We start from the raw sequence: 18,184 nt of genomic DNA, 5'->3' as shown, positions 1-18,184 counted from the left end.
GCCGGAATTCTGCTCGGCGGCGGTTTTTTTATGTCTGAAGCTGAACGGCCCGGATTATCTGACCGGGTAGTTCTGTTCCACGAAATCTGCAAAATCCTGACACATGGCATCATCACCGTCTGCGCTGTCGGCCAGAATGCGCTTGCCGTCGATCACCCGGATATGCACGTTGAGATCGAAATCCGCTTCCGGCTGTTCGCGTGTTGAGGCCAGTTCAATGGTGTGTTGCGCATCCTGCCACGCCGCATCGATGGTCTGATTACACGCCTGCGCCAGATACGCCGGATTGAATCCCTCACCGGTCAGGCTGCGTAACGTATCGTCATGGCTGACGCTGTTGCCCGGCGTCCAGTAATGCTTCGCCAGATCCGGGCCGATGGCCGGATTATCGGTGAGGTAGCCGTCGCGTTTAAGGAAGAACGCGCGCGTTTGCTCAACCGCCATCATCGCCAGCAGATATCCCTGATAAGAACAGGCTGATTCCATCGACAGCAGATGCGGGATAGCCAGCGTCGGACGCGGGCTGCCGGTCACGCCCAGAATGTGGGTTTCGATATCACGTGCCAGCGCGATCATCGCCTCCGGAGTACGTTTTTCATCAGGCCACTGATAGAGCTGCCATTCGAAATACGGAACCAGCAGGATATGGCGCTCATTGAACGAGCGCATCGGCTGACGGGCTTCGATGGTGGCGCGGATCAGTTCATCAGGAACGGATTCTCCAGCGGCGTTTTTCGCGTAGCGTTTCAGCCAGTCCGCGTCATCAAGCAGGCTGTCGCAAAACATTGACTGGGTTTCGGCATAGGCCATCGACGTCGGCGGGAATTCCTGCGAGAAGCACGGCGCATTCTGGCGGATGTTGGCGAAATGCGCTGCGTGGCCGCCTTCGTGGAACAGCGTATTCAGGCCACCTGCCCCGCTGCCGACCTGATCGGGTTTCGCCAGACTGGTGAAGTTGATCACCGCAGGCACCCATTGACCGTTGTCGTAAAATGGCGGAACCGGGCCATGCATAAAACCGTTTTCGTATTTGCCTTCGCGCACCAGCAGATCCAGCTGCATATCCGCGCCGTTAAAACCGATATTCAGACGCTTAAAGCTGTCGATCCAGCGGCGCAGGGAATCGGCAAATGGGAAGTAAGGGTCGAGCTGGCGGGTGACATCACCGGCGCTGGCAAAACGGATATTCCATGGCAGCAGTGCGGCATCGCCTTCACGCGCGACCAGCTCATTCAGGCTGCGCGTGTTGCTTTCACGGGTTTGTTCTTCGAAACGATCGAGGATGGCGAATAACTGTTCCGGCGTCATGCGCTCGGTTTTATTCACTTTATAATCGAAATAGTTGCGGTAACCGAGCTGGCGGGCGAAGCGGTTGCGCAGGCCAATCAGCTCCGGCAGGCCGTTGTGCAGCAGCCACTCTTCCAGTTCCCGCAGCGCATTTTGTGAACTGCGGCGATAGGTTTCGTTTTCGTTGTTCGCCTGATTGGTCAGCAGCTCACCCAGCGATGCACTGACGCGCTCGCCTTTGCTGTTGATGTGCGTCATCCGGTACTGCTTACGTTTACCAAACAGCACGGATTCAGCCTGAATGATCTCGTCGAGCAGCGCCTGCGCTTTGGGATCTTCAATCACGTTGCAGTCGAAGAAACTCAGCCATCCGCGCAGGCCGTGGAGCAGTGCTTCGCCGTCCTGATCGCGTTTTTGATTATCGAGCTGTGCGATTAACTCGCGTAATTCTGCCGGGCGGGAAGGTTCGGCGATAAAACGTTTGTAGGCGGTTTCAGCGGCGGAGAAAGCCGCGGAGACATGGTCATCACCGATGCCCATATAGTTTTGCCAGAACAAATTTTCTTTGTCCTGATGCACTTTAAGGTAATCGCGGTTGAGGGCGTTAAAGTAGTCCTGAGCCTGTTTCATGCAATCTTCTCTGCTGAAAGTTAACGAGATTATGCATTGAGTGTATGTTCAGACAGCGGTTCTGTCGATATGGCAAAACCGCTCATCACTGCCAGGCAACCAGGGAGGGGATCAGTTTTTCTTCACGAACTCGGATTTGAGTTTCATCTGACCAAAACCGTCAATTTTGCAGTCGATGTTGTGGTCGCCTTCAACCAGACGGATGCCTTTCACTTTGGTGCCGATCTTCAGCATGGAAGAGCTGCCCTTCACTTTCAGGTCTTTGATCACCGTAACAGAATCACCGTCTGCCAGCAGATTGCCGTTGGCATCGATCACTTTCAGGACGTCATCTTCCGCGGCTGCATCACCGCTCATGGACCACACATGGCCACATTCAGGGCAATTGAGCATTTCACCGTCCTGCCAGGTGAATTCAGAGTGACACGTCGGGCAAGCCGGTAAAGTTTCCATCGTTAAATCTCCATAAAAGTTTATAAAAAAACCAATAAAATCATGAAATAGATTTCGTAGTTCCTCTATTTTAGCCTTTAACCACACTATTGAACAGGGTAAGAGGGGTTTTGTGGCACTGAGATGAATATAAACGCAGGATTTACAGCGTGATGCGGGGTATTTTTTTAATGCCTCCCCTGCGAAGAGGGAGGCCGGGACGGGGGATATAAGACGAAATGAATGTTCAGGCAGGCTTTAACGCCTGATTTTGCGCTTAATCCCCCGCTTCACGGGGAAGGGCGTTAAAACACCTGTTCCACAATCATTCTGGCTTCGGCCATATCGGCACACACCCCTGCGGCCACCAGACAACATGCCATTTGGGTGAGGAGTGCCTGCGGGATAGCGCGTTCGCCCTTCAGGCATTGCTGAATGTAGTTCACGGTAGTGTCGACGTCTTTGGACGCGGGCAGATCCGCTGCAAAAATCTCTTCTTTTTCTGCCAGAACACTCAGCTCACCCCCGGCGATAAAGTGGGTCTGCGGGAACCGCTGCGGATTCGCATAGACTTCGCCTTCCGTGCCCTGGGTCAGCAAGGCGCGCCCGTCGATCTGGCGGAAGAAGGAAGAGACGCGCTGGATATATTCCGGGTGCGAAACGCTCGATAAGCGCAACGCATCCTGCCCGGTGAAGGGCGTAATTAACTTCGCCAGCGTGTGGCTGCTGTTACGCACGCCCATCTGCCAGCGCAGTGAAAGCTGTTTGTCGATGGGCGGGCACAGCACTGAAACCGGGATGAACACCGGAGCGGAACCGGCGTCGAGCTGCTGCTGTGCCTGCGCCTGCGTGTGTGCCGCCTCAATGCCCAGCGAACGGAAAACCTCAGCGCTGGTGATGCGGGTCGGATCTTCATCAACGCCGTGCACCACCACCGGCAAACCAAGACGGCTGAGTAACATCGCCAGCAACGGCGTGAGATTCGCCTGTTTGCGCGCGCCGTTATAGGTTGGGATCACCACCGGCAGAGGGCGATCAGCGGGCGCCTGAAGGCGCATCACGCACTCTTCCATAGCCTGATAAAAGCCGAGCATCTCTTCTTCCGCTTCGCCTTTAATACGAAACGCAATCAGCAGCGCACCGAGCTGTAAATCCGGCACGTCACCGGCCAGGATCTCGCGGTACAGCGCAAGCGACTGCTCACGGTCCAGATCGCGCGCGTGATTTTTTCCGCGCCCCACTTCTTTAATGAGTTTGGTGTAATCCATCGTAGCGTTACCTTCTCGGTGTAATGACTTTTCTTCAGGAATAATTATCGCCGGCGGGTGCGGCGGCGAACCGGATCTTTCTTTGCCGTTTTCAGAATATCAGGACGTTTCACTGATCCGGGCGCAGGCATTTCGCGGTGTTCAATCGGGAACACCGGCAACGCCGCCAGCAGGCGCGCACCGTAACTTTTGGTCAGCAGGCGCTGGTCATAAATGACGATTTCGCCGGTGCATTCATGGCTGCGGATCAGCCGTCCAACCTGTTGGATCAGGTTAAACGACGCGCTCGGCAGGCTTTGCACTTCGAACGGATAGCGCTTAAGCGTTTTCAGCCATTCGCCTTCGGTGAGGATCACCGGGCTGTCGACCGGCGGAAACGCAATTTTATGGATATGCACCTGTGTCAGCAGTTCACCTTTCAGATCCAGCCCTTCGGCGAACGATTGCAGACCAATCAGCACGCTGGTGGTGCCCGCTGAAACACGTTTACGGTGCTCTTCCACCAGCCGGTAGCGCGGCTGATCGCCCTGCACCAGCAGCATCAGACGCAAATCCGGTAGCAGCGAGACAAACTGTTGCATCGCGCGGTTGCTGGCGAACAGCACCAGCTGGCCGGTGTGTTGCCCTTTCGCCAGTTCGCTGCGGAAAAAATCGGCCATCTCCTGCAAATGTGCCGCTTCGTTCGCCATCAGAGGCTCGAGGGTCATCTGCGGGATCACCAGTTTGCCCTGCGAAACATGGTTAAACGGCGAATCCAGGCTGACGAAGCGGTCACCGGCTTTTTCGCTCAGGCCGCTCATCTCCTGCAAACGGGAGAAACTGTTCAGCGAACGCAGCGTGGCGGAGGTGATAACGACATGCGGCACTTTGCGCCACAGCATTTTTTCCAGCTGATCGCTCACGCGGATCCCCGCGCAGTGAAACACCAGATGCGTCTGGTTATCAAAATACGTCCGCGTCACCCATTTGCTGATTGGCGCGTTCGAGGCTTTATCCAGCGCCGCCAGCCGCCACAGCTTGCTCATGGTTTCCAGATAACTTTGCATCCGGCTCATGTGCAGGATCGCGCGGTGCAGACGCATAATGTCGTGCTTGCCGGTCTTCTCACTGAGATCGTTGACCATGTATTCCGCCAGACTGCGCAGCCCGTCGGTCAGTTTAAACAGGCGACTGCACTGTTCGGTCAGTTCCGGCGGCAAGGCGCCGAGTTCAAAACGGTGCTCCGCTTCCGGGGTGTCCGGCGGCAGATACTGACTGACCGATTGTTCGATAAGTAGCAGCAGCTCGCGCATCTCGGCGCAGTGATTGTGCAGGCGCTCGGCGTTGGTCAGCGGCGGCGGATTTTTCGGCGTAAACAGCGACAGACATTGCTCAATCTGGCGCACAAAATTGTCCAGTTGCAGGCTGTTCCACATGGCCGTGATTTCAGCATCAACTTCCAGCGCATCGCGTGCCACTTCCGGCAGGTGATGCCCTTCATCGAGCACCAGCAGCAGATCTTTCGCCGGTGGCAGCACCGATTCCGACTCCAGCGCAGCCATCACTAAAGCGTGGTTGGTGACCACCACATCGGCGCTTTCAATCTCTTTGCGCGCCACGAAATACGGGCATTCGCGAAAATAATGGCAGTTACGGCTCAGGCAGTTGGCTTTATCGGTACTGATTTTGATCCACAAAGGATCGTCGATGGTTTTCTTGTAGTGGTCGCGCAGTCCGTCCCACTCATAGCGCGAGAGCGCGGTTTCCAGCGTTTTCGCCAGTTTCTGCTCTTCGCCGCTGGAGGGCGCCAGTTCGTCACCCAAAAATAACCCGAGATCGCCCTGCGCGTTTTCGTTGCTCATCGCCGCCAGATTGCGCGGGCACACATAACGCCCGCGGCCAAATGCGCCGGTAAATTTGAGGTCAGGAATAATTTTTTTCAGCAGCGGTAAATCTTTGCTGTAAATCTGATCCTGCAACGCGACGTTGGCCGTGCTGACAATCAGCGGTTTTTCTTCTTCGCGGCTGACGGCAATACCGGGGATGAGATAGGACAGCGTTTTCCCGACGCCGGTCGGCGCCTCAATGGCCAGATGCCGCGCTGAGTCACCCGAGAACGCCTTCGCCACCTCTGCAATCATCTGACGTTGCGGGGCGCGGGGAATGAAATCCGGGATTTGCTCTTGCAGGGCTTTGTACCACTGGCTGATCTGATTTTTTACTGCGGGGGAAAGCGCCATGCATCTCTTTTTGTTGGGGGTCAGGACCGAAGTGTGGCGGCTATTGTCCCACAGACCGGCTGATGGCGCAGCCCGAAATCAGGGTGACTGCACAAATTTACGTCAGTCATTTATTAAATAAAGTAAAAGTTCATTTTCAATTGTCATAAATTGATCACATATCTAAGGTAAAAAACCCTCGCTGAGAAAATTCCGAGCACACACGGAATGCATAGCAAAAATGATGAATAGCGTCTTTCCACAAGACTTCATATAAAGCTTTCCAACCAAAGCTTTTAATAAAGAATGCAGGGTAAAAATTCATGAAACGTAATATTCTGGCACTTTTAATTCCTGGTTTATTGATTGCATCAGGCGCGCACGCAGCAGAAGTTTATAATAAAGACGGCAACAAACTTGACCTGTACGGTAAAGTAAAAGGTCTGCATTATTTCTCTGATGCTCCCGGCAATGACGGCGACCAGAGTTATGTGCGTTTCGGTTTTAAAGGTCAGACACAAATTAACGATCTGATCACCGGTTACGGCCAGTGGGAATATAACGTTCAGGCTAACCACGCCGAATCCGACAGCAAATCCCCAAGCACCACCGGCACCAAAACCCGTCTGGGCTTTGCCGGTCTGAAATTTGGTCAGTACGGTTCATTCGACTACGGTCGTAACTACGGCGCACTGTACGACGTCGAAGCCTGGACCGATATGTTCCCTGAGTTCGGTGGCGATGGTTACACCAAAGCAGACCGCTTCATGACGGGCCGTACCAACGGCGTGGCTACCTACCGTAACCGTGGCTTCTTCGGTCTGGTGGATGGCCTGAACGTGGCGTTACAGTACCAGGGCAAAAACGAAAATGACGGTCGCAGCAGCAGCACAGCAAACGGCGACGGTTATGCACTTTCTACCACTTACGCACTGGGTGATACCGGCGTGAGCTTCGGCGGTGCCTACGCGTCTTCTGACCGCACCATCGGCCAGAGCACCTCCGCTTACGGCAAAGGTGATAAAGCTGACGCATGGACCGGCGGCATGAAATATGACGCTAACGGGGTGTATTTAGCAGCGATGTATGCTGAAACCCGTAATATGATTGCCATTACCGTTCCGGCAGGTATTGCAAGCGCACCGGCTGGCAGCGGCTTTGCAAATAAAACACAAACTGTTGAAGCGGTCGCGCAATATCAGTTCGACTTCGGCCTGCGCCCTTCTCTGGGTTATGTGCAGACCAAAGGGAAAGATATTGAAGGCATCGGCGACGTTGACCTGGTTAAATATTTCGACGTGGGCGCCACCTATTATTTCAACAAAAACATGTCAGCCTATGTTGATTATAAAATCAACCAGCTGGATGACGATAATAAACTGGGTCTGAATAACGACGACGTTACTGCCGTTGGCCTGGTTTATCAGTTCTGATTTAAGTCAAATACCACCTCATTGTTATTATTCTCTGTCTTGATTTTTTTCGGCCGGACTCACCCTCCGGCCTTTTTTGTTTTTGTCCTTTTTCGTGCCATCTCGCGTAATTTGCCTTTTCCTCTTTCGCAGCCCGCTGAATCTGCTAAAGTTTCAGGGAATTTTACGAATGAGAACTTCTCTTAACAAAAACAGGGATACCCAATGAATAAAGTTTCGCTTTGTACCACCAGTGCATTGATTATGCTGGCCCTGAGCGGCTGTGCGCAGCAAAAGAACGATGCCCAGCAAACGCTGAACGATCAGTCCGTGATGGCGCTGAACTGGTTCCAGCAATCCGGTGAATATCAGGCACTGACCTATCAGGCATTCAACGCGGCTAAAATGGCCTTTGATCAAGCGCAGCCGCTGGCGGGTCAGAAGAAAGCCGTGGTGGTGGATCTGGATGAAACCATGCTTGATAACAGCGCTTACAGCGCGTGGCAGGTCAAAGCGAACAAGCCATTCGACAGCAAAACCTGGTCACAGTGGACCGCCGCACGTCAGGCGACCGCCATTCCGGGCGCAGTGGAATTTGCTAATTACGTCAATTCGCACGGCGGCACGATGTTCTATGTCTCCAACCGTAAAACCAGCGAATACGCTGCCACACTGGACAACATGAACCGTCTGGGCTTCTCCGGCGCGAATGATAAAACCATGTTGCTGAGCTCCGACACCTCAAACAAACAGGTGCGTTTCGATTCCATTAAAGCCGCGGGTTACCACATCGTCTTGTTCGTCGGTGACAACCTGAACGATTTCGGTGCCGCGACCTACCATAAAGGCAACGAACAGCGCCGCGCTTTTGTGAATCAGAACCATCAGCAGTTCGGCACCCAATACATCGTGCTGCCAAACCCGCTGTACGGCGACTGGGAAAGTGGGCTGGCGAAGGATTACAACAAGTTAACGCCGGAGCAGAAACTGTCCGTGCGTGATCAGAATTTGAAAGCGTGGAACGGTAAGTAACAGCGGGCAGAAAGCGGTGAAATTTTCAGTGACTCAATGGCTGTGATTTCCCGGCTTTCTGTACCCTGACCGGCCACGAGAGGGAACCTCTTCCCTCTCGTGGCACTCTCCTGCATGTCGGCTGCGCGGGTCAGTCGCCCTGCCTCACCCTCTCAGCACCGTCTGTCAGAAACTGTAGTCAACCGCCGCGAAATACCTTCTTCCGTCTTCGTTGTAGCTGTAATCATCGCGGTTCAAATCTTTATCCCCGAGGTTCAGCACACCTGCGCGCAGTTTCACGGCTTTATTGACCTGATAGGAACCGCCGGTGTTCCAGACGGTATATCCGCCCGGCGTGGCGTTTCCGTCGGTGACGGTGCGGCTTTTGCCTTTATAGTTGGCGGAAATATAGAAGCTCCAGTCCTCAAGCGGTTTCCAGTCCAGCGTCGCATTCGACGTGTGGAACGGTAACTCGGACAACGGTTTGTTGCCGCCGTTACTCAGATCACGGGCGTCGTTATAGGTGTAGTTCAGCTTCAGGTTCAGCACGTCAGTGACCGGTAAACTCAGCTCCGTTTCCAGGCCACGGATGCGCGCTTTATTGACGTTGTAGTAGCGGAAAATCGGGTTACCGCTGGCGTCGAAGCCGACGAAGTTCTGATACGTCTGTGCCAGATTGCGGTTCGCAGTGCGGATAACCGTGATCATGTCGTCGATGTCGTTCTGGAACACCGTCGCGCTGGCATTCACATCTTCCAGCCACCCTTCTTCACCGGCGTAGTACAGACCGAATTCGACGCTTTCGCTGGTTTCTGCTTTCAGATCTTTGCTGCCCACCACATTACAGCTGCCACGGCAGGACGCACTTTGCCAGTCCGGGCTGAGTTGCAACAACGAAGGCGCTTTGAAGGCCGATGCCCAGCCGCCTTTCACCGTCACGGTGTCGGTGGCGTTGTAGACCAGATACGCACGCGGGCTCCAGTTGACGCCGTAGTTCTGGTGATCATCCATGCGCACGCCGCCGGTCAGCGCCAGGTTTTCAAAAATACGCCACTCGTCCTCGAGGAACAGCGCATATTGATTGGCCTGCGTGCTGCCGCCGTTTTGCATGTTTACGCCGTCTTCGAGTTTGTCGTTGCGGTATTCACCGCCGAAGGTCAGCAACTGGTTGTAATCACCCAGCGGGATCACGACTTTGCCGTCGAGAGAGTTGTTTTTCGAGGTAATGGTTTCGGCGTTTTTATTCTCGATGTTTTCGCCGTAGAAACGCAGTTCGGTATTCGCCAGCCCCCAGCGGCCATTGTGGCCGAGCGAGTAGTTTTCACGTTCAATGCGGTTCTTATCCAGCGTGTCGGAATCGCGATCCTGACGATCGAGGCCGTAACCGAAAGTGATGTCCTGATCTTTGTCCGGGGTCAGGGAGAACTCGACGTTGGCGTTGCGCGAGGTATAGCCCTCAATGCGCGGCTGGCCGGTGCTGCCGCTGGAGGAACTGGCCTGATCTTTTTCACGTTTACCCAGCGCACCGTAAACTTTCACCCCTAACAGGTCATCAACCAGCGGGCCGCTGGCGAAGAAGTTGCCGTTGCCGCTGTCGCCGCGATCGCGATGTTCCTGCACGGTAGTATCGGCGCTCAGCGTCCCGTGCCAGGCTTTGCCGACTTTACGGGTGATGATGTTGACCACACCGCCCAGCGCGTCCGAACCGTAAAGCGAGGACATCGGGCCACGCACCACTTCGATACGCTCGATGGATTCTGCGGGGATCCAGCTCAAATCGAAATCGTTATGACGGAAGACGGCGTTGCGGGAGTTCACGCGTTTGCCGTCCACCAGAATCAGGGTATAACCGCTGCTCAGACCACGGATGCTGACGCCCTGACGGTTGTCGCTTTCGTTAGTGATCTGCACGCCCGGTACGTCTTTCAGCACGTCTTTGAGGTTTTGAACCGGTTTCTTTTGCAGGTCTTCGCGGGTGATCACGCTGATACTTGCCGGGGCGTCTTTGAGGTTTTGCTCGACGGCGGAGGCGGTCACCACCATCTGGTCTTCCCGTTCTTTTACGTCGGTCGTCTCTTCTGCCATCACCGGAAACGTGGCGGCAAACAGCTGTGCGAATAACCCGGCTTTCAGTGCCGGTGTAAATTTAACCTTAACCATTTCTTCTCTCCATGAGGATAAAACAACCCCGGCACTGCGGGACGTTGTATTTTTTTCCATCAAACCGTCAAAAAAAGTGCGAACGGAATCGCCCGGTTTATCAGGATTTTCTTTTAAGTTTCAGGCTCACAATGTGAAAGGCGGACGCCGCTACGTTGGCTGCGTCCGTTTTTACTACGTCATGTATTTAAATCGAGGGGTCGCCAACCAGTCCGTCGATGAGGATTTGCGGCGTTCCCTGCGAGCAGCGTTCAATACGTCCGCGCACGCCGTAAACGCGCGCCAGACTGTCAGCGGTGATCACCGCTTCGGGTTCACCATCGGCGATCAGATGCCCGTCTTTGAGCATCAGCACACGATCGCCGTGGCGCAGCGCGATGTTGATGTCATGCACCACCACCACGGTCACAATATTGCGTTTTTGCGTTTCCTTACGCACCAGATCCATAACGTGGAACTGATAATTAAGATCGAGCGCGCTGAGCGGTTCGTCGAGCAGTAACAAAGAGGGCTGACGAATCAGTGACTGCGCCAGACCCACCAGCTGTTTCTGACCACCGGAAAGCTGATCGAGATAGCTGAGCGCCAGATGTTCGATGCCCAGCTGACGCAGCAGCGCCATCACCTTATCAGTGCCATCGGTCACTTTGCTTTTGCCGCCGGACGCGCGCTGCGCCACGATAATCGACTCGAGCACATGCAGATGCACACCAGCAGGCAGGGTTTGCGGCAGATAGACCACCTGCTCGGCACGGCGCGCAAACGGCATCGGCATCAGATCGTGGCCGTCGAGCATCAGCTGCCCTTCCGCCCGGTTCAGCCCGGCCAGCGAGCGCAGCAGGGTCGATTTCCCGCTGCCGTTTGGCCCGAGCAACACGGTAATTTTCCCACGCGGCAGCATCGGCACGTTGAGATGGCGGATCACCGGGCGCTTCGGATACCCCGCGTTAAAATCGCGGATTTGCAGCCCCTGCGTGGCGGCATTCAGAAATTCTTCAGGACGCGTTTCCAGCATGGCAGACATCAGACGTTCCCCCGATGACGAAGAATAATGCTCAGGAAGAACGGCACGCCGACCAGCGAGGTCACGATACCCACAGGAATGATCACGCCCGGCACCAGATTTTTCGAGGCAACCGACGCCATCGACAGCACCAGCGCACCGATCAGCGCACTGGCCGGCAGGTAGAAGCGGTGATCTTCACCAAACATCAGACGGGCAATGTGCGGCGCAACCAGACCGATAAAGCCGATCGGGCCGACAAACGCCACCGCCAGCGCGGAAAGGATACTGATACGCAGCAGGGTGCCGAGGCGCAGACGGCGCACGTCGATACCAAAACTGACCGCACGATCTTCACCCAGACGCAGCGCCGTCAGCTTCCACGCACTCATCATTGACCACGGCAGCAGGATCAGAAACGCGAACATCATCACGCCGAGTTTCACCCAGGATGCCCGCGCCAGGCTGCCCATCGTCCAGAAAACCAGCCCCTGTAAGGTGTCTTCGGTCGCAATGAACTGCATCAGTGACACCAGTGCGTTAAAGGTAAAGACCAGCGCGATACCAAACAGCACCACGCCGGAGCTGGCGACGCGCGTCCAGCGGGTGATGCCGTCAAGCATCAGCGCAGCCAGCAGGGCAAAAATGAAGGCGTTGGCGGAGATAAACCACTGATCCGGCACCCCCGGAATACCGATGCCCAGCACAATCGCCAGCGCGGCACCGAAGGCCGCCGCAGACGACACGCCGAGCGTAAACGGGCTTGCCAGCGGATTATTAAGGATGGTCTGCATTTCCGCCCCGGCAAGGCCAAGAGACATGCCGACGGCGATCGCCATCAGCGCATACGGCAGGCGGATATCCCAGACGATCACCCGTGTACCGGGATCGGCAGCGGCCGCATCAAACAGCGTTTTCCACAGCGTGGAGAGTGACAACCCCGAAGGCCCCATAATGAAATCAATCACCAGTGAGACGAGGATCGCCAACACCAGGATCAGCATAATCAACAAACGGCGGCGTACAATATTTTGGTATTGTCCCATGACGCTTTGTCCGGCGGTGTTATCTGCCGTCAGCGCGGGTTCGGTAGTTGCACTCATGTTTCGCTTCAATCTCATTAACGTAAAAACTTACAGCAGGATAACTTACTTCCCGCTTTCCGGTTTAACTGCATCCGTCCAGTAGGTCCCCGTTGGCTCAACGGCGAGGAACTGCTTATAAAGCTGATTCTGCGTCTGCTGCGGATCGAGATCCGCAAATTTCTGCGGATAGAAGGCTTTGGCAAACACCTGTACCGCCAGCACGTTGTACGGCGAATTGTAATAGTTGTGCCAGATGCCGAAACTGCGCCCTTCTTCCACGGCTTTCAGCGTGCTGATGCCTTTACGCTGCAACAGCGGCGTCATGCTGGCGCGCGCCTGCTCCGGCGTGGTCTGCGCGCCGAGCACCAGACCGGTCGGTGCCGGATCGCCTGCTTTGGCCGGTTTGCCGCCGCCGCTTATCAGGTACACATCAGGCTGAGAGGCGATCACTTTTTCCAGATTCACCAGCCCCAGCGGCCCCGGCAGCAACGGTTTGGAAATGTTCACGCCACCCGCCTGATCGATAAAATCACCCATATTGCCCTTTCCGGCAGACCGGCAGCATTCATCGGCGGTAGACGCACGCAGTTCGATGAAGACTTTCGGTTTGTCCTGGTCAGGGATGTGTTGGGTGATGTCGGTAACGCGTTTAATGTTGTCCTGATAGAACCTGATGTAGTCCTGCGCCTGCTTTTCGCGGTTCAGCACTTTGCCCAGCAATTCCATGCTCGGCAGGGTATTTTTCAGCGGTGAGGTGCGAAAATCAACAAAGACCACCGGCACACCGGCTTTCTGTAACTGAGTCACCAGTGCGCTTTCTTTGCCCGGACCATGCCCCGACAAACCAAAGATCGCCACCTGCGGATTCAGCGTCAGCACTTTTTCCGGGCTGATGCTGTCGGCGCTGGTGTTACCAATCAGCGGGATGTTGTCGATTTGCGGGAATTTAGCCTGATAGGTGGCATAGGTTTGCGGATCCAGCTTACGGAAATCTCCCTGCCAGCCGACAATGCGGTCGAAAGGCTTCTGGCCTTCCAGCAGAGAAACGGCAAAGAACAACCGCCCTTCTCCGAGAACCACGCGCTGAACATCATCCGGCACGGTGACGGTTCGCCCGGCAATATCGGTGACGGTGACCGCCTGTGCGCCTGTGCTCATGACGCCCATCGCCAGTGCAAAAAGACCGCCTGCAACGCGGGCACTCACCCATTTCTGCTGATAATTCATCTTCTTCCGATTCCTTTACGTTTCCCTGAAGAGGCGCTAACAATAAAAGAAATGATAACGATTATCAATGCAGTTTACACAACCTATCAAGCCTACCTATAGTTGGTGCGAAACGAAACAATGCTGAGGTAACAAAGCATTACGCGATGTGGCGAGGGGGCCGCGATAAGCGGCATAAAAAAAGCGGAGCCTGAGCTCCGCTTCAATCACCGCAGGAAAGAGGTGGATATCACTTCGCGTCTTTGCGCGGTGGCTCGACGTATTTCGGGAATTCCATCTCGCTGTATTTCACCACTTTGGTGCCTTTGGTCAGCTTATAACCAAACCAGATGATGAGGAACAGCGGCAGCCCGATGTAGGTGGCGGCAACGCCGTACCAGTCGATGGTGTCTTTCAGGAATGCCTGATAGTTCTGGCCGAGAGTAATAATCAGACACAACACAAAGGCGAATACCGGTCCGAACGGGAAGAAGCCGGAGAGATACGGCAGATCTTTCAGATCACGTCCCTGCGACACATAACCACGACGGAAACGATAATGGCTGATGGCGATACCCAGCCAGGCAATAAAGCCGGTCATCCCCGAGGTATTCAGTAGCCACAGGTAAACGGTCTGATTACCAAACATCGAGCTGAGGAAGCACAACGCGGCCACGATGGTGGTGGCATACAGCGCGTTGCGCGGCACGCCGCCTTTGGACAATTTAGCAAATATGCGCGGCGCTTTGCCTTCGCTGGCCAGCGTGAACAGCATACGGGTTGACGCATACATGCCTGAGTTACCGGCGGAGAGCACGGCGGTCAGGATCACGGCGTTCATCACCGCCGCTGCCGACAGCAGACCGGCATTACGGAATACCAGCGTGAACGGGCTGACGGAAATATCGCCCACTTCATTGCGCAGCAGATTCGGGTCGGTGTAAGGAATGATCAGGCTGATCACCAGAATCGCCAGAATATAGAACAGCAGAATGCGCCAGAAGACCTGACGAACCGCGCGTGGAATATTCTTGGCAGGATTTTCAGACTCGCCCGCAGCCACGCCGATAAGCTCAGTTCCCTGGAAGGAGAAACCGACGATCATCGCCACGCCTATCATCGAGGCAAATCCACCGGCAAACGGCGCATCGCCGATGGCCCAGTTGTGCCAGCCCGCCGTTTCGCCACCGCGCATGATACCGGTGATCATCAACACGCCCACGGCGATAAAGATGATGACCGTGACCACTTTGATCAGCGAGAACCAGTATTCGGCTTCACCGAAACCGCGCACCGAGATGTAGTTCAGCAGGAAGATCAGGCTGAGGAACAAGGCGCTCCAGATCCAGCCCGGCGTGTCCGGGAACCAGTAGTTCATAACCAGCTGCGAGGCCACGAGGTCTACGGCGATGGTCACCGCCCAGTTGTACCAGTAGTTCCAGCCCAGTGCGAAACCGAACCCTTCTTCTACATAGCGGGAGCCGTAGGTGGAGAATGAGCCTGAAACGGGCATAAACGCCGCCAGCTCGCCGAGGCTGGTCATCAGGAAGTACACCATGATGCCGATTAACGCGTAGGAGAGCAGTGCGCCGCCTGGGCCTGCCTGCGAAACCGTCGCGCCGGAGGCAACGAATAACCCTGTACCAATCGAGCCGCCAATGGCGATCATCGTTAAGTGACGTGCCTTCAGCTCGCGACGCAGTGTAGGTGCTACCTGCGTAGTTTTTGTAGGTTGTTGAGCCATTTTTTCCCTATATCCGCTCGTCATTATAAAATTTAAGCGCGGATTGTAGCAAAACCTGCTGCTCTGAATAGCAGGAACGACCTGTTATAAGACACCTTCATAACTGGCCGCAGATCATTAGCGAAAGACCGTTATTGCGATTCCCGGCAATACGTTAAAAACCGCGATAACGCGCTGGAAATATGCTTCTGCCGGTGGTGGATCAGGTAGAGTTTGCGCACCAGCGGCCCGACCGGCAGCGGAATTTCCACCAGCGTCCCGCTGCTGAGTTGCTCTGCAATCACCCGCCGCGAGAGGCAACTGATGCCGATACCGTGGCGCACGGCATGTTTGATCGCTTCGGAATTGCCCAGTTCCATCACCAGATTAAAATCCGGCAGTTGCGGCAGCAGCAGGTGATCCAGCACTTCACGCGTACCGGAACCGCGTTCACGTAAAATCCACGGTTCACGCGCCAGCGCATCCAGCGTCACCGGATGCGTTGCCAGCGGATTCTCCGGCGCAACAAACACCACCAGTTCATCATCCAGCCACGGCTGGGTGATCAGTTCCGGCATCTGGCACGGGCCTTCGATAAGCCCCAGATCAACACGGAAATCCGCCACGGCGTTGATCACATCATTGGTATTGCCGACGTTGAGTTCGAGCGGCGTCGCCGGGAAGTCCAGACGATATTCCGCCAGCATCGCCGGCAGCATGTAGTTACCGATGGTGCTGCTGGCCCCGATGCGCAATGACCCGTTGTCATGGTTGAACAGACGCTCGATTTCGCCCGCCTGTTCCAGCAACGCCAGCGCCTTCGGATAGAGCAGGCGGCCATGTTCGTTAATCACCAGTCGCTTACCGACGCGGTCAAATAACTGTACGCCTAGCTGGTTTTCGATATCGGCCAGCGAGGCGCTGACGGCAGATTGTGAAAGTGAAAGCACAACCGATGCCTGTGTGGTCGAGCCGCTTTTCAGCACCTCGGCAAACACTTCAAGTTGTCGCAATGTAATGTGCATAAATGTCCCGCTCTTCTCACGCGCCTGACAACGCGCTTGCTTTATTCAGTATAGACCGTCGGTCAGCCCGCCCTGTTCGTCTGCCTTTCTTATACCAGTTTTAGCGATAGGTTATAAAGTTATAATCAATTTCATTTTTATATAAGGGCGGCGTAGCCTTGTCTCATCACGCCTCAACGAGGAAAGGACGATGAACAAAATCCACACGCTTACCCCCCATTTCCCGAAGCCCGGCATTGAGAAACACACCCGGCTTAACCGCCTGTTACCCGGCCTGGCGCTGACCGGCGCTATCACCGCGCTGTCGGTCTGGCTGAGCGATTTCCCCGCCCTGAGCCATCTTGGCCTGAGCGCGCTGACCCTGGCGATTGTCATTGGCATGGTGATTGGCAATACGCTGTACCCGGCGGCGAAACCCTGGTGTGAAGAGGGGGTGACGCTGGCGAAACAGCGCCTGCTGCGCCTCGGCATCATCCTCTACGGCCTGCGGCTGACCTTCGCGCAAATCGCCGACGTCGGGGCGACCGGGATTGTGATCGACGCCCTGATGCTGTGCTCCACTTTTGCCCTCGCCTGCTGGCTGGGACAGCGGGTGTTTAAATTAGACCGCGATACGTCGATGTTGATCGGCGCGGGCAGCAGTATTTGTGGTGCCGCCGCCGTGATGGCGACGGAGCCGGTGCTCAACGCCAAAGCGGAAAAAGTGACGGTCGCCGTCGCCACCGTAGTCATTTTCGGCACGGCGGCTATCTTTCTGTATCCGTGGTTGTGGCAGCTTAACGCGCACTATCACTGGCTGAATGTCACGGCATCGCAGTTTGGTATTTATACCGGTTCAACGGTGCATGAAGTGGCGCAGGTGGTCGCCGCCGGTCAGGGCGTCAGCCCGGAAGCTGAAAACGCCGCCGTGATCGCCAAAATGATCCGCGTGATGATGCTGGCCCCTTTCCTGCTGCTGCTCTCTGGCTGGAAATCCCGCAGTGCGGTGCAACAAGGCGGCCAGAACCCTGGCATGCGTAACATCACCATTCCGTGGTTCGCGCTGCTGTTTATTCTGGTGGCGGCGTTTAACTCACTGGATATATTGCCGCACAGCTGGATCCCGGCACTGATTACGCTCGACACGGTTTTACTGGCCATGGCGATGGCGGCACTCGGTCTGACCACGCACCTGAGCGCACTGCGTCAGGCGGGGCTGAAACCGATGCTGCTGGCCGCGATACTGTTCATCTGGCTGATTGTCGGTGGTGCGGGCATTAACCAGCTGGTGCATCATCTTTTTGTGCGGATGTGACGGCTTTTACACTTCAGTGCTGCGCCTCCTTCGCCAAGGCGCTATCATCCTTTCATTAACGCGATGAATAACTGAGGAGCAAAAATGAAGTTTGTGGGAGCACACGTAAGTGCGGCGGGCGGTGTTGATCAGGCCGTACTGAGGGCGCACGAGCTGGAAGCCACGGCTTTTGCGCTTTTCACCAAGAATCAGCGTCAGTGGAAAGCCGCACCATTGCCGGAAGACGTGATCGAAAAATTCAAAGCGGCCTGTCAGAAATACGGTTACCAGAGCAATCAGATTTTGCCGCACGACAGTTATCTGATTAATCTCGGCCATCCGGTGACCGACGCGCTGGAGAAATCCCGCGAGGCGTTCCTCGACGAACTGCAACGTTGTGAACAACTGGGGCTTTCGCTGCTGAACTTCCATCCGGGCAGCCACCTGATGCAAATCGACGAAGACAAATGC

The 18,184-nt window shown here is 55.4% G+C and carries 14 protein-coding genes; 4 read left to right on the top strand and 10 right to left on the bottom strand.

Going from position 1 to position 18,184, the window contains the following annotated elements:
• Positions 1-54: 54 nt before the first annotated feature.
• The 4 genes from ED901_RS02570 to dinG all read right to left on the bottom strand — a co-directional run bounded on the left by ED901_RS02570 (position 55) and on the right by dinG (position 5,836).
• Positions 55-1,917, bottom strand: coding sequence for a M3 family metallopeptidase (locus ED901_RS02570; RefSeq protein WP_122094632.1), 1,863 nt, complete (start codon positions 1,915-1,917; stop codon positions 55-57).
• A 111-nt stretch (positions 1,918-2,028) separates the two neighbouring features.
• The gene (locus ED901_RS02565; RefSeq protein ID WP_122094631.1) at positions 2,029-2,370 is read right to left on the bottom strand and encodes a zinc ribbon domain-containing protein YjdM; all 342 of its coding nucleotides are present in this window, start codon (positions 2,368-2,370) and stop codon (positions 2,029-2,031) included.
• A gap of 284 nt (positions 2,371-2,654) precedes the next feature.
• The gene (gene ybiB, locus ED901_RS02560) at positions 2,655-3,617 is read right to left on the bottom strand and encodes a DNA-binding protein YbiB (RefSeq protein ID WP_122094629.1); all 963 of its coding nucleotides are present in this window, start codon (positions 3,615-3,617) and stop codon (positions 2,655-2,657) included.
• A 44-nt stretch (positions 3,618-3,661) separates the two neighbouring features.
• Positions 3,662-5,836 (bottom strand): ATP-dependent DNA helicase DinG, encoded by a 2,175-nt coding sequence (gene dinG, locus ED901_RS02555; RefSeq protein ID WP_056782344.1) that lies wholly within the window; start codon positions 5,834-5,836, stop codon positions 3,662-3,664.
• A 302-nt stretch (positions 5,837-6,138) separates the two neighbouring features.
• Between dinG and ompC the strand changes: the two genes are divergently transcribed.
• A complete protein-coding gene (ompC, locus tag ED901_RS02550; protein WP_122094627.1) occupies positions 6,139-7,248 on the top strand; it encodes a porin OmpC in 1,110 nt (369 codons plus the stop codon).
• A gap of 204 nt (positions 7,249-7,452) precedes the next feature.
• Positions 7,453-8,259: a 5'-nucleotidase, lipoprotein e(P4) family gene (locus ED901_RS02545; protein WP_056782339.1), complete on the top strand. Its 807-nt coding sequence runs from the start codon at positions 7,453-7,455 to the stop codon at positions 8,257-8,259.
• Positions 8,260-8,424: 165 nt separating this feature from the next.
• On the opposite strand, the gene cirA is transcribed toward ED901_RS02545, so the two are convergent.
• From cirA to yieE, 6 genes are all read right to left on the bottom strand, one after another.
• A complete protein-coding gene (gene cirA, locus ED901_RS02540) occupies positions 8,425-10,398 on the bottom strand; it encodes a catecholate siderophore receptor CirA (RefSeq protein WP_122094625.1) in 1,974 nt (657 codons plus the stop codon).
• A gap of 187 nt (positions 10,399-10,585) precedes the next feature.
• Positions 10,586-11,422, bottom strand: a complete 837-nt coding sequence (locus ED901_RS02535) for an ABC transporter ATP-binding protein (protein ID WP_122094623.1) — start codon at positions 11,420-11,422, stop codon at positions 10,586-10,588.
• Positions 11,422-12,504 (bottom strand): iron ABC transporter permease, encoded by a 1,083-nt coding sequence (locus tag ED901_RS02530; RefSeq protein ID WP_122094621.1) that lies wholly within the window; start codon positions 12,502-12,504, stop codon positions 11,422-11,424. The genes ED901_RS02535 and ED901_RS02530 overlap by 1 nt, the downstream gene beginning before the upstream one ends.
• A 45-nt stretch (positions 12,505-12,549) precedes the next feature.
• A complete protein-coding gene (locus ED901_RS02525; RefSeq protein ID WP_122094619.1) occupies positions 12,550-13,713 on the bottom strand; it encodes an ABC transporter substrate-binding protein in 1,164 nt (387 codons plus the stop codon).
• 229 nt (positions 13,714-13,942) lie between these two features.
• Positions 13,943-15,436: an amino acid permease gene (locus ED901_RS02520; protein ID WP_056782328.1), complete on the bottom strand. Its 1,494-nt coding sequence runs from the start codon at positions 15,434-15,436 to the stop codon at positions 13,943-13,945.
• 131 nt (positions 15,437-15,567) lie between these two features.
• Entirely contained in the window at positions 15,568-16,440 is an 873-nt protein-coding gene (gene yieE / locus ED901_RS02515) for a DNA-binding transcriptional regulator YeiE (protein WP_056782324.1), read from the bottom strand.
• 190 nt (positions 16,441-16,630) lie between these two features.
• Here yieE and ED901_RS02510 point away from each other — a divergent pair, with 190 nt between their 5' ends.
• Together ED901_RS02510 and ED901_RS25300 are read left to right on the top strand one after the other, a co-directional pair.
• Positions 16,631-17,734, top strand: coding sequence for a YeiH family protein (locus ED901_RS02510; RefSeq protein ID WP_162997806.1), 1,104 nt, complete (start codon positions 16,631-16,633; stop codon positions 17,732-17,734).
• An 84-nt stretch (positions 17,735-17,818) separates the two neighbouring features.
• A partial coding sequence (locus ED901_RS25300; RefSeq protein ID WP_240993862.1) for a deoxyribonuclease IV occupies positions 17,819-18,184 on the top strand: 366 nt, incomplete at its 3' end.

The organism is Rahnella sp. Larv3_ips (assembly GCF_003697865.1).
In the GTDB taxonomy this organism is placed as follows: Bacteria; Pseudomonadota; Gammaproteobacteria; order Enterobacterales; family Enterobacteriaceae; genus Rahnella; species Rahnella rivi.
Note: the sequence above shows the minus strand (reverse complement) of the source record. Positions and strands in the feature narration are given on the sequence as shown.

What these genes read in the sequence shown, in the direction of transcription:
- ED901_RS02565 (WP_122094631.1), bottom strand. Translation starts at nt 2,370, where the DNA reads ATGGAAACTTTACCGGCTTGCCCGACGTGTCACTCTGAATTCACCTGG.
- yieE (WP_056782324.1), bottom strand. Translation starts at nt 16,440, where the DNA reads ATGCACATTACATTGCGACAACTTGAAGTGTTTGCCGAGGTGCTGAAA.
- ED901_RS02510 (WP_162997806.1), top strand. Translation starts at nt 16,631, where the DNA reads ATGAACAAAATCCACACGCTTACCCCCCATTTCCCGAAGCCCGGCATT.
- ED901_RS02545 (WP_056782339.1), top strand. Translation starts at nt 7,453, where the DNA reads ATGAATAAAGTTTCGCTTTGTACCACCAGTGCATTGATTATGCTGGCC.
- ompC (WP_122094627.1), top strand. Translation starts at nt 6,139, where the DNA reads ATGAAACGTAATATTCTGGCACTTTTAATTCCTGGTTTATTGATTGCA.
- ED901_RS02535 (WP_122094623.1), bottom strand. Translation starts at nt 11,422, where the DNA reads ATGTCTGCCATGCTGGAAACGCGTCCTGAAGAATTTCTGAATGCCGCC.
- ED901_RS02525 (WP_122094619.1), bottom strand. Translation starts at nt 13,713, where the DNA reads ATGAATTATCAGCAGAAATGGGTGAGTGCCCGCGTTGCAGGCGGTCTT.
- ybiB (WP_122094629.1), bottom strand. Translation starts at nt 3,617, where the DNA reads ATGGATTACACCAAACTCATTAAAGAAGTGGGGCGCGGAAAAAATCAC.
- ED901_RS02520 (WP_056782328.1), bottom strand. Translation starts at nt 15,436, where the DNA reads ATGGCTCAACAACCTACAAAAACTACGCAGGTAGCACCTACACTGCGT.
- ED901_RS02570 (WP_122094632.1), bottom strand. Translation starts at nt 1,917, where the DNA reads ATGAAACAGGCTCAGGACTACTTTAACGCCCTCAACCGCGATTACCTT.
- ED901_RS02530 (WP_122094621.1), bottom strand. Translation starts at nt 12,504, where the DNA reads ATGAGTGCAACTACCGAACCCGCGCTGACGGCAGATAACACCGCCGGA.
- dinG (WP_056782344.1), bottom strand. Translation starts at nt 5,836, where the DNA reads ATGGCGCTTTCCCCCGCAGTAAAAAATCAGATCAGCCAGTGGTACAAA.
- cirA (WP_122094625.1), bottom strand. Translation starts at nt 10,398, where the DNA reads ATGGTTAAGGTTAAATTTACACCGGCACTGAAAGCCGGGTTATTCGCA.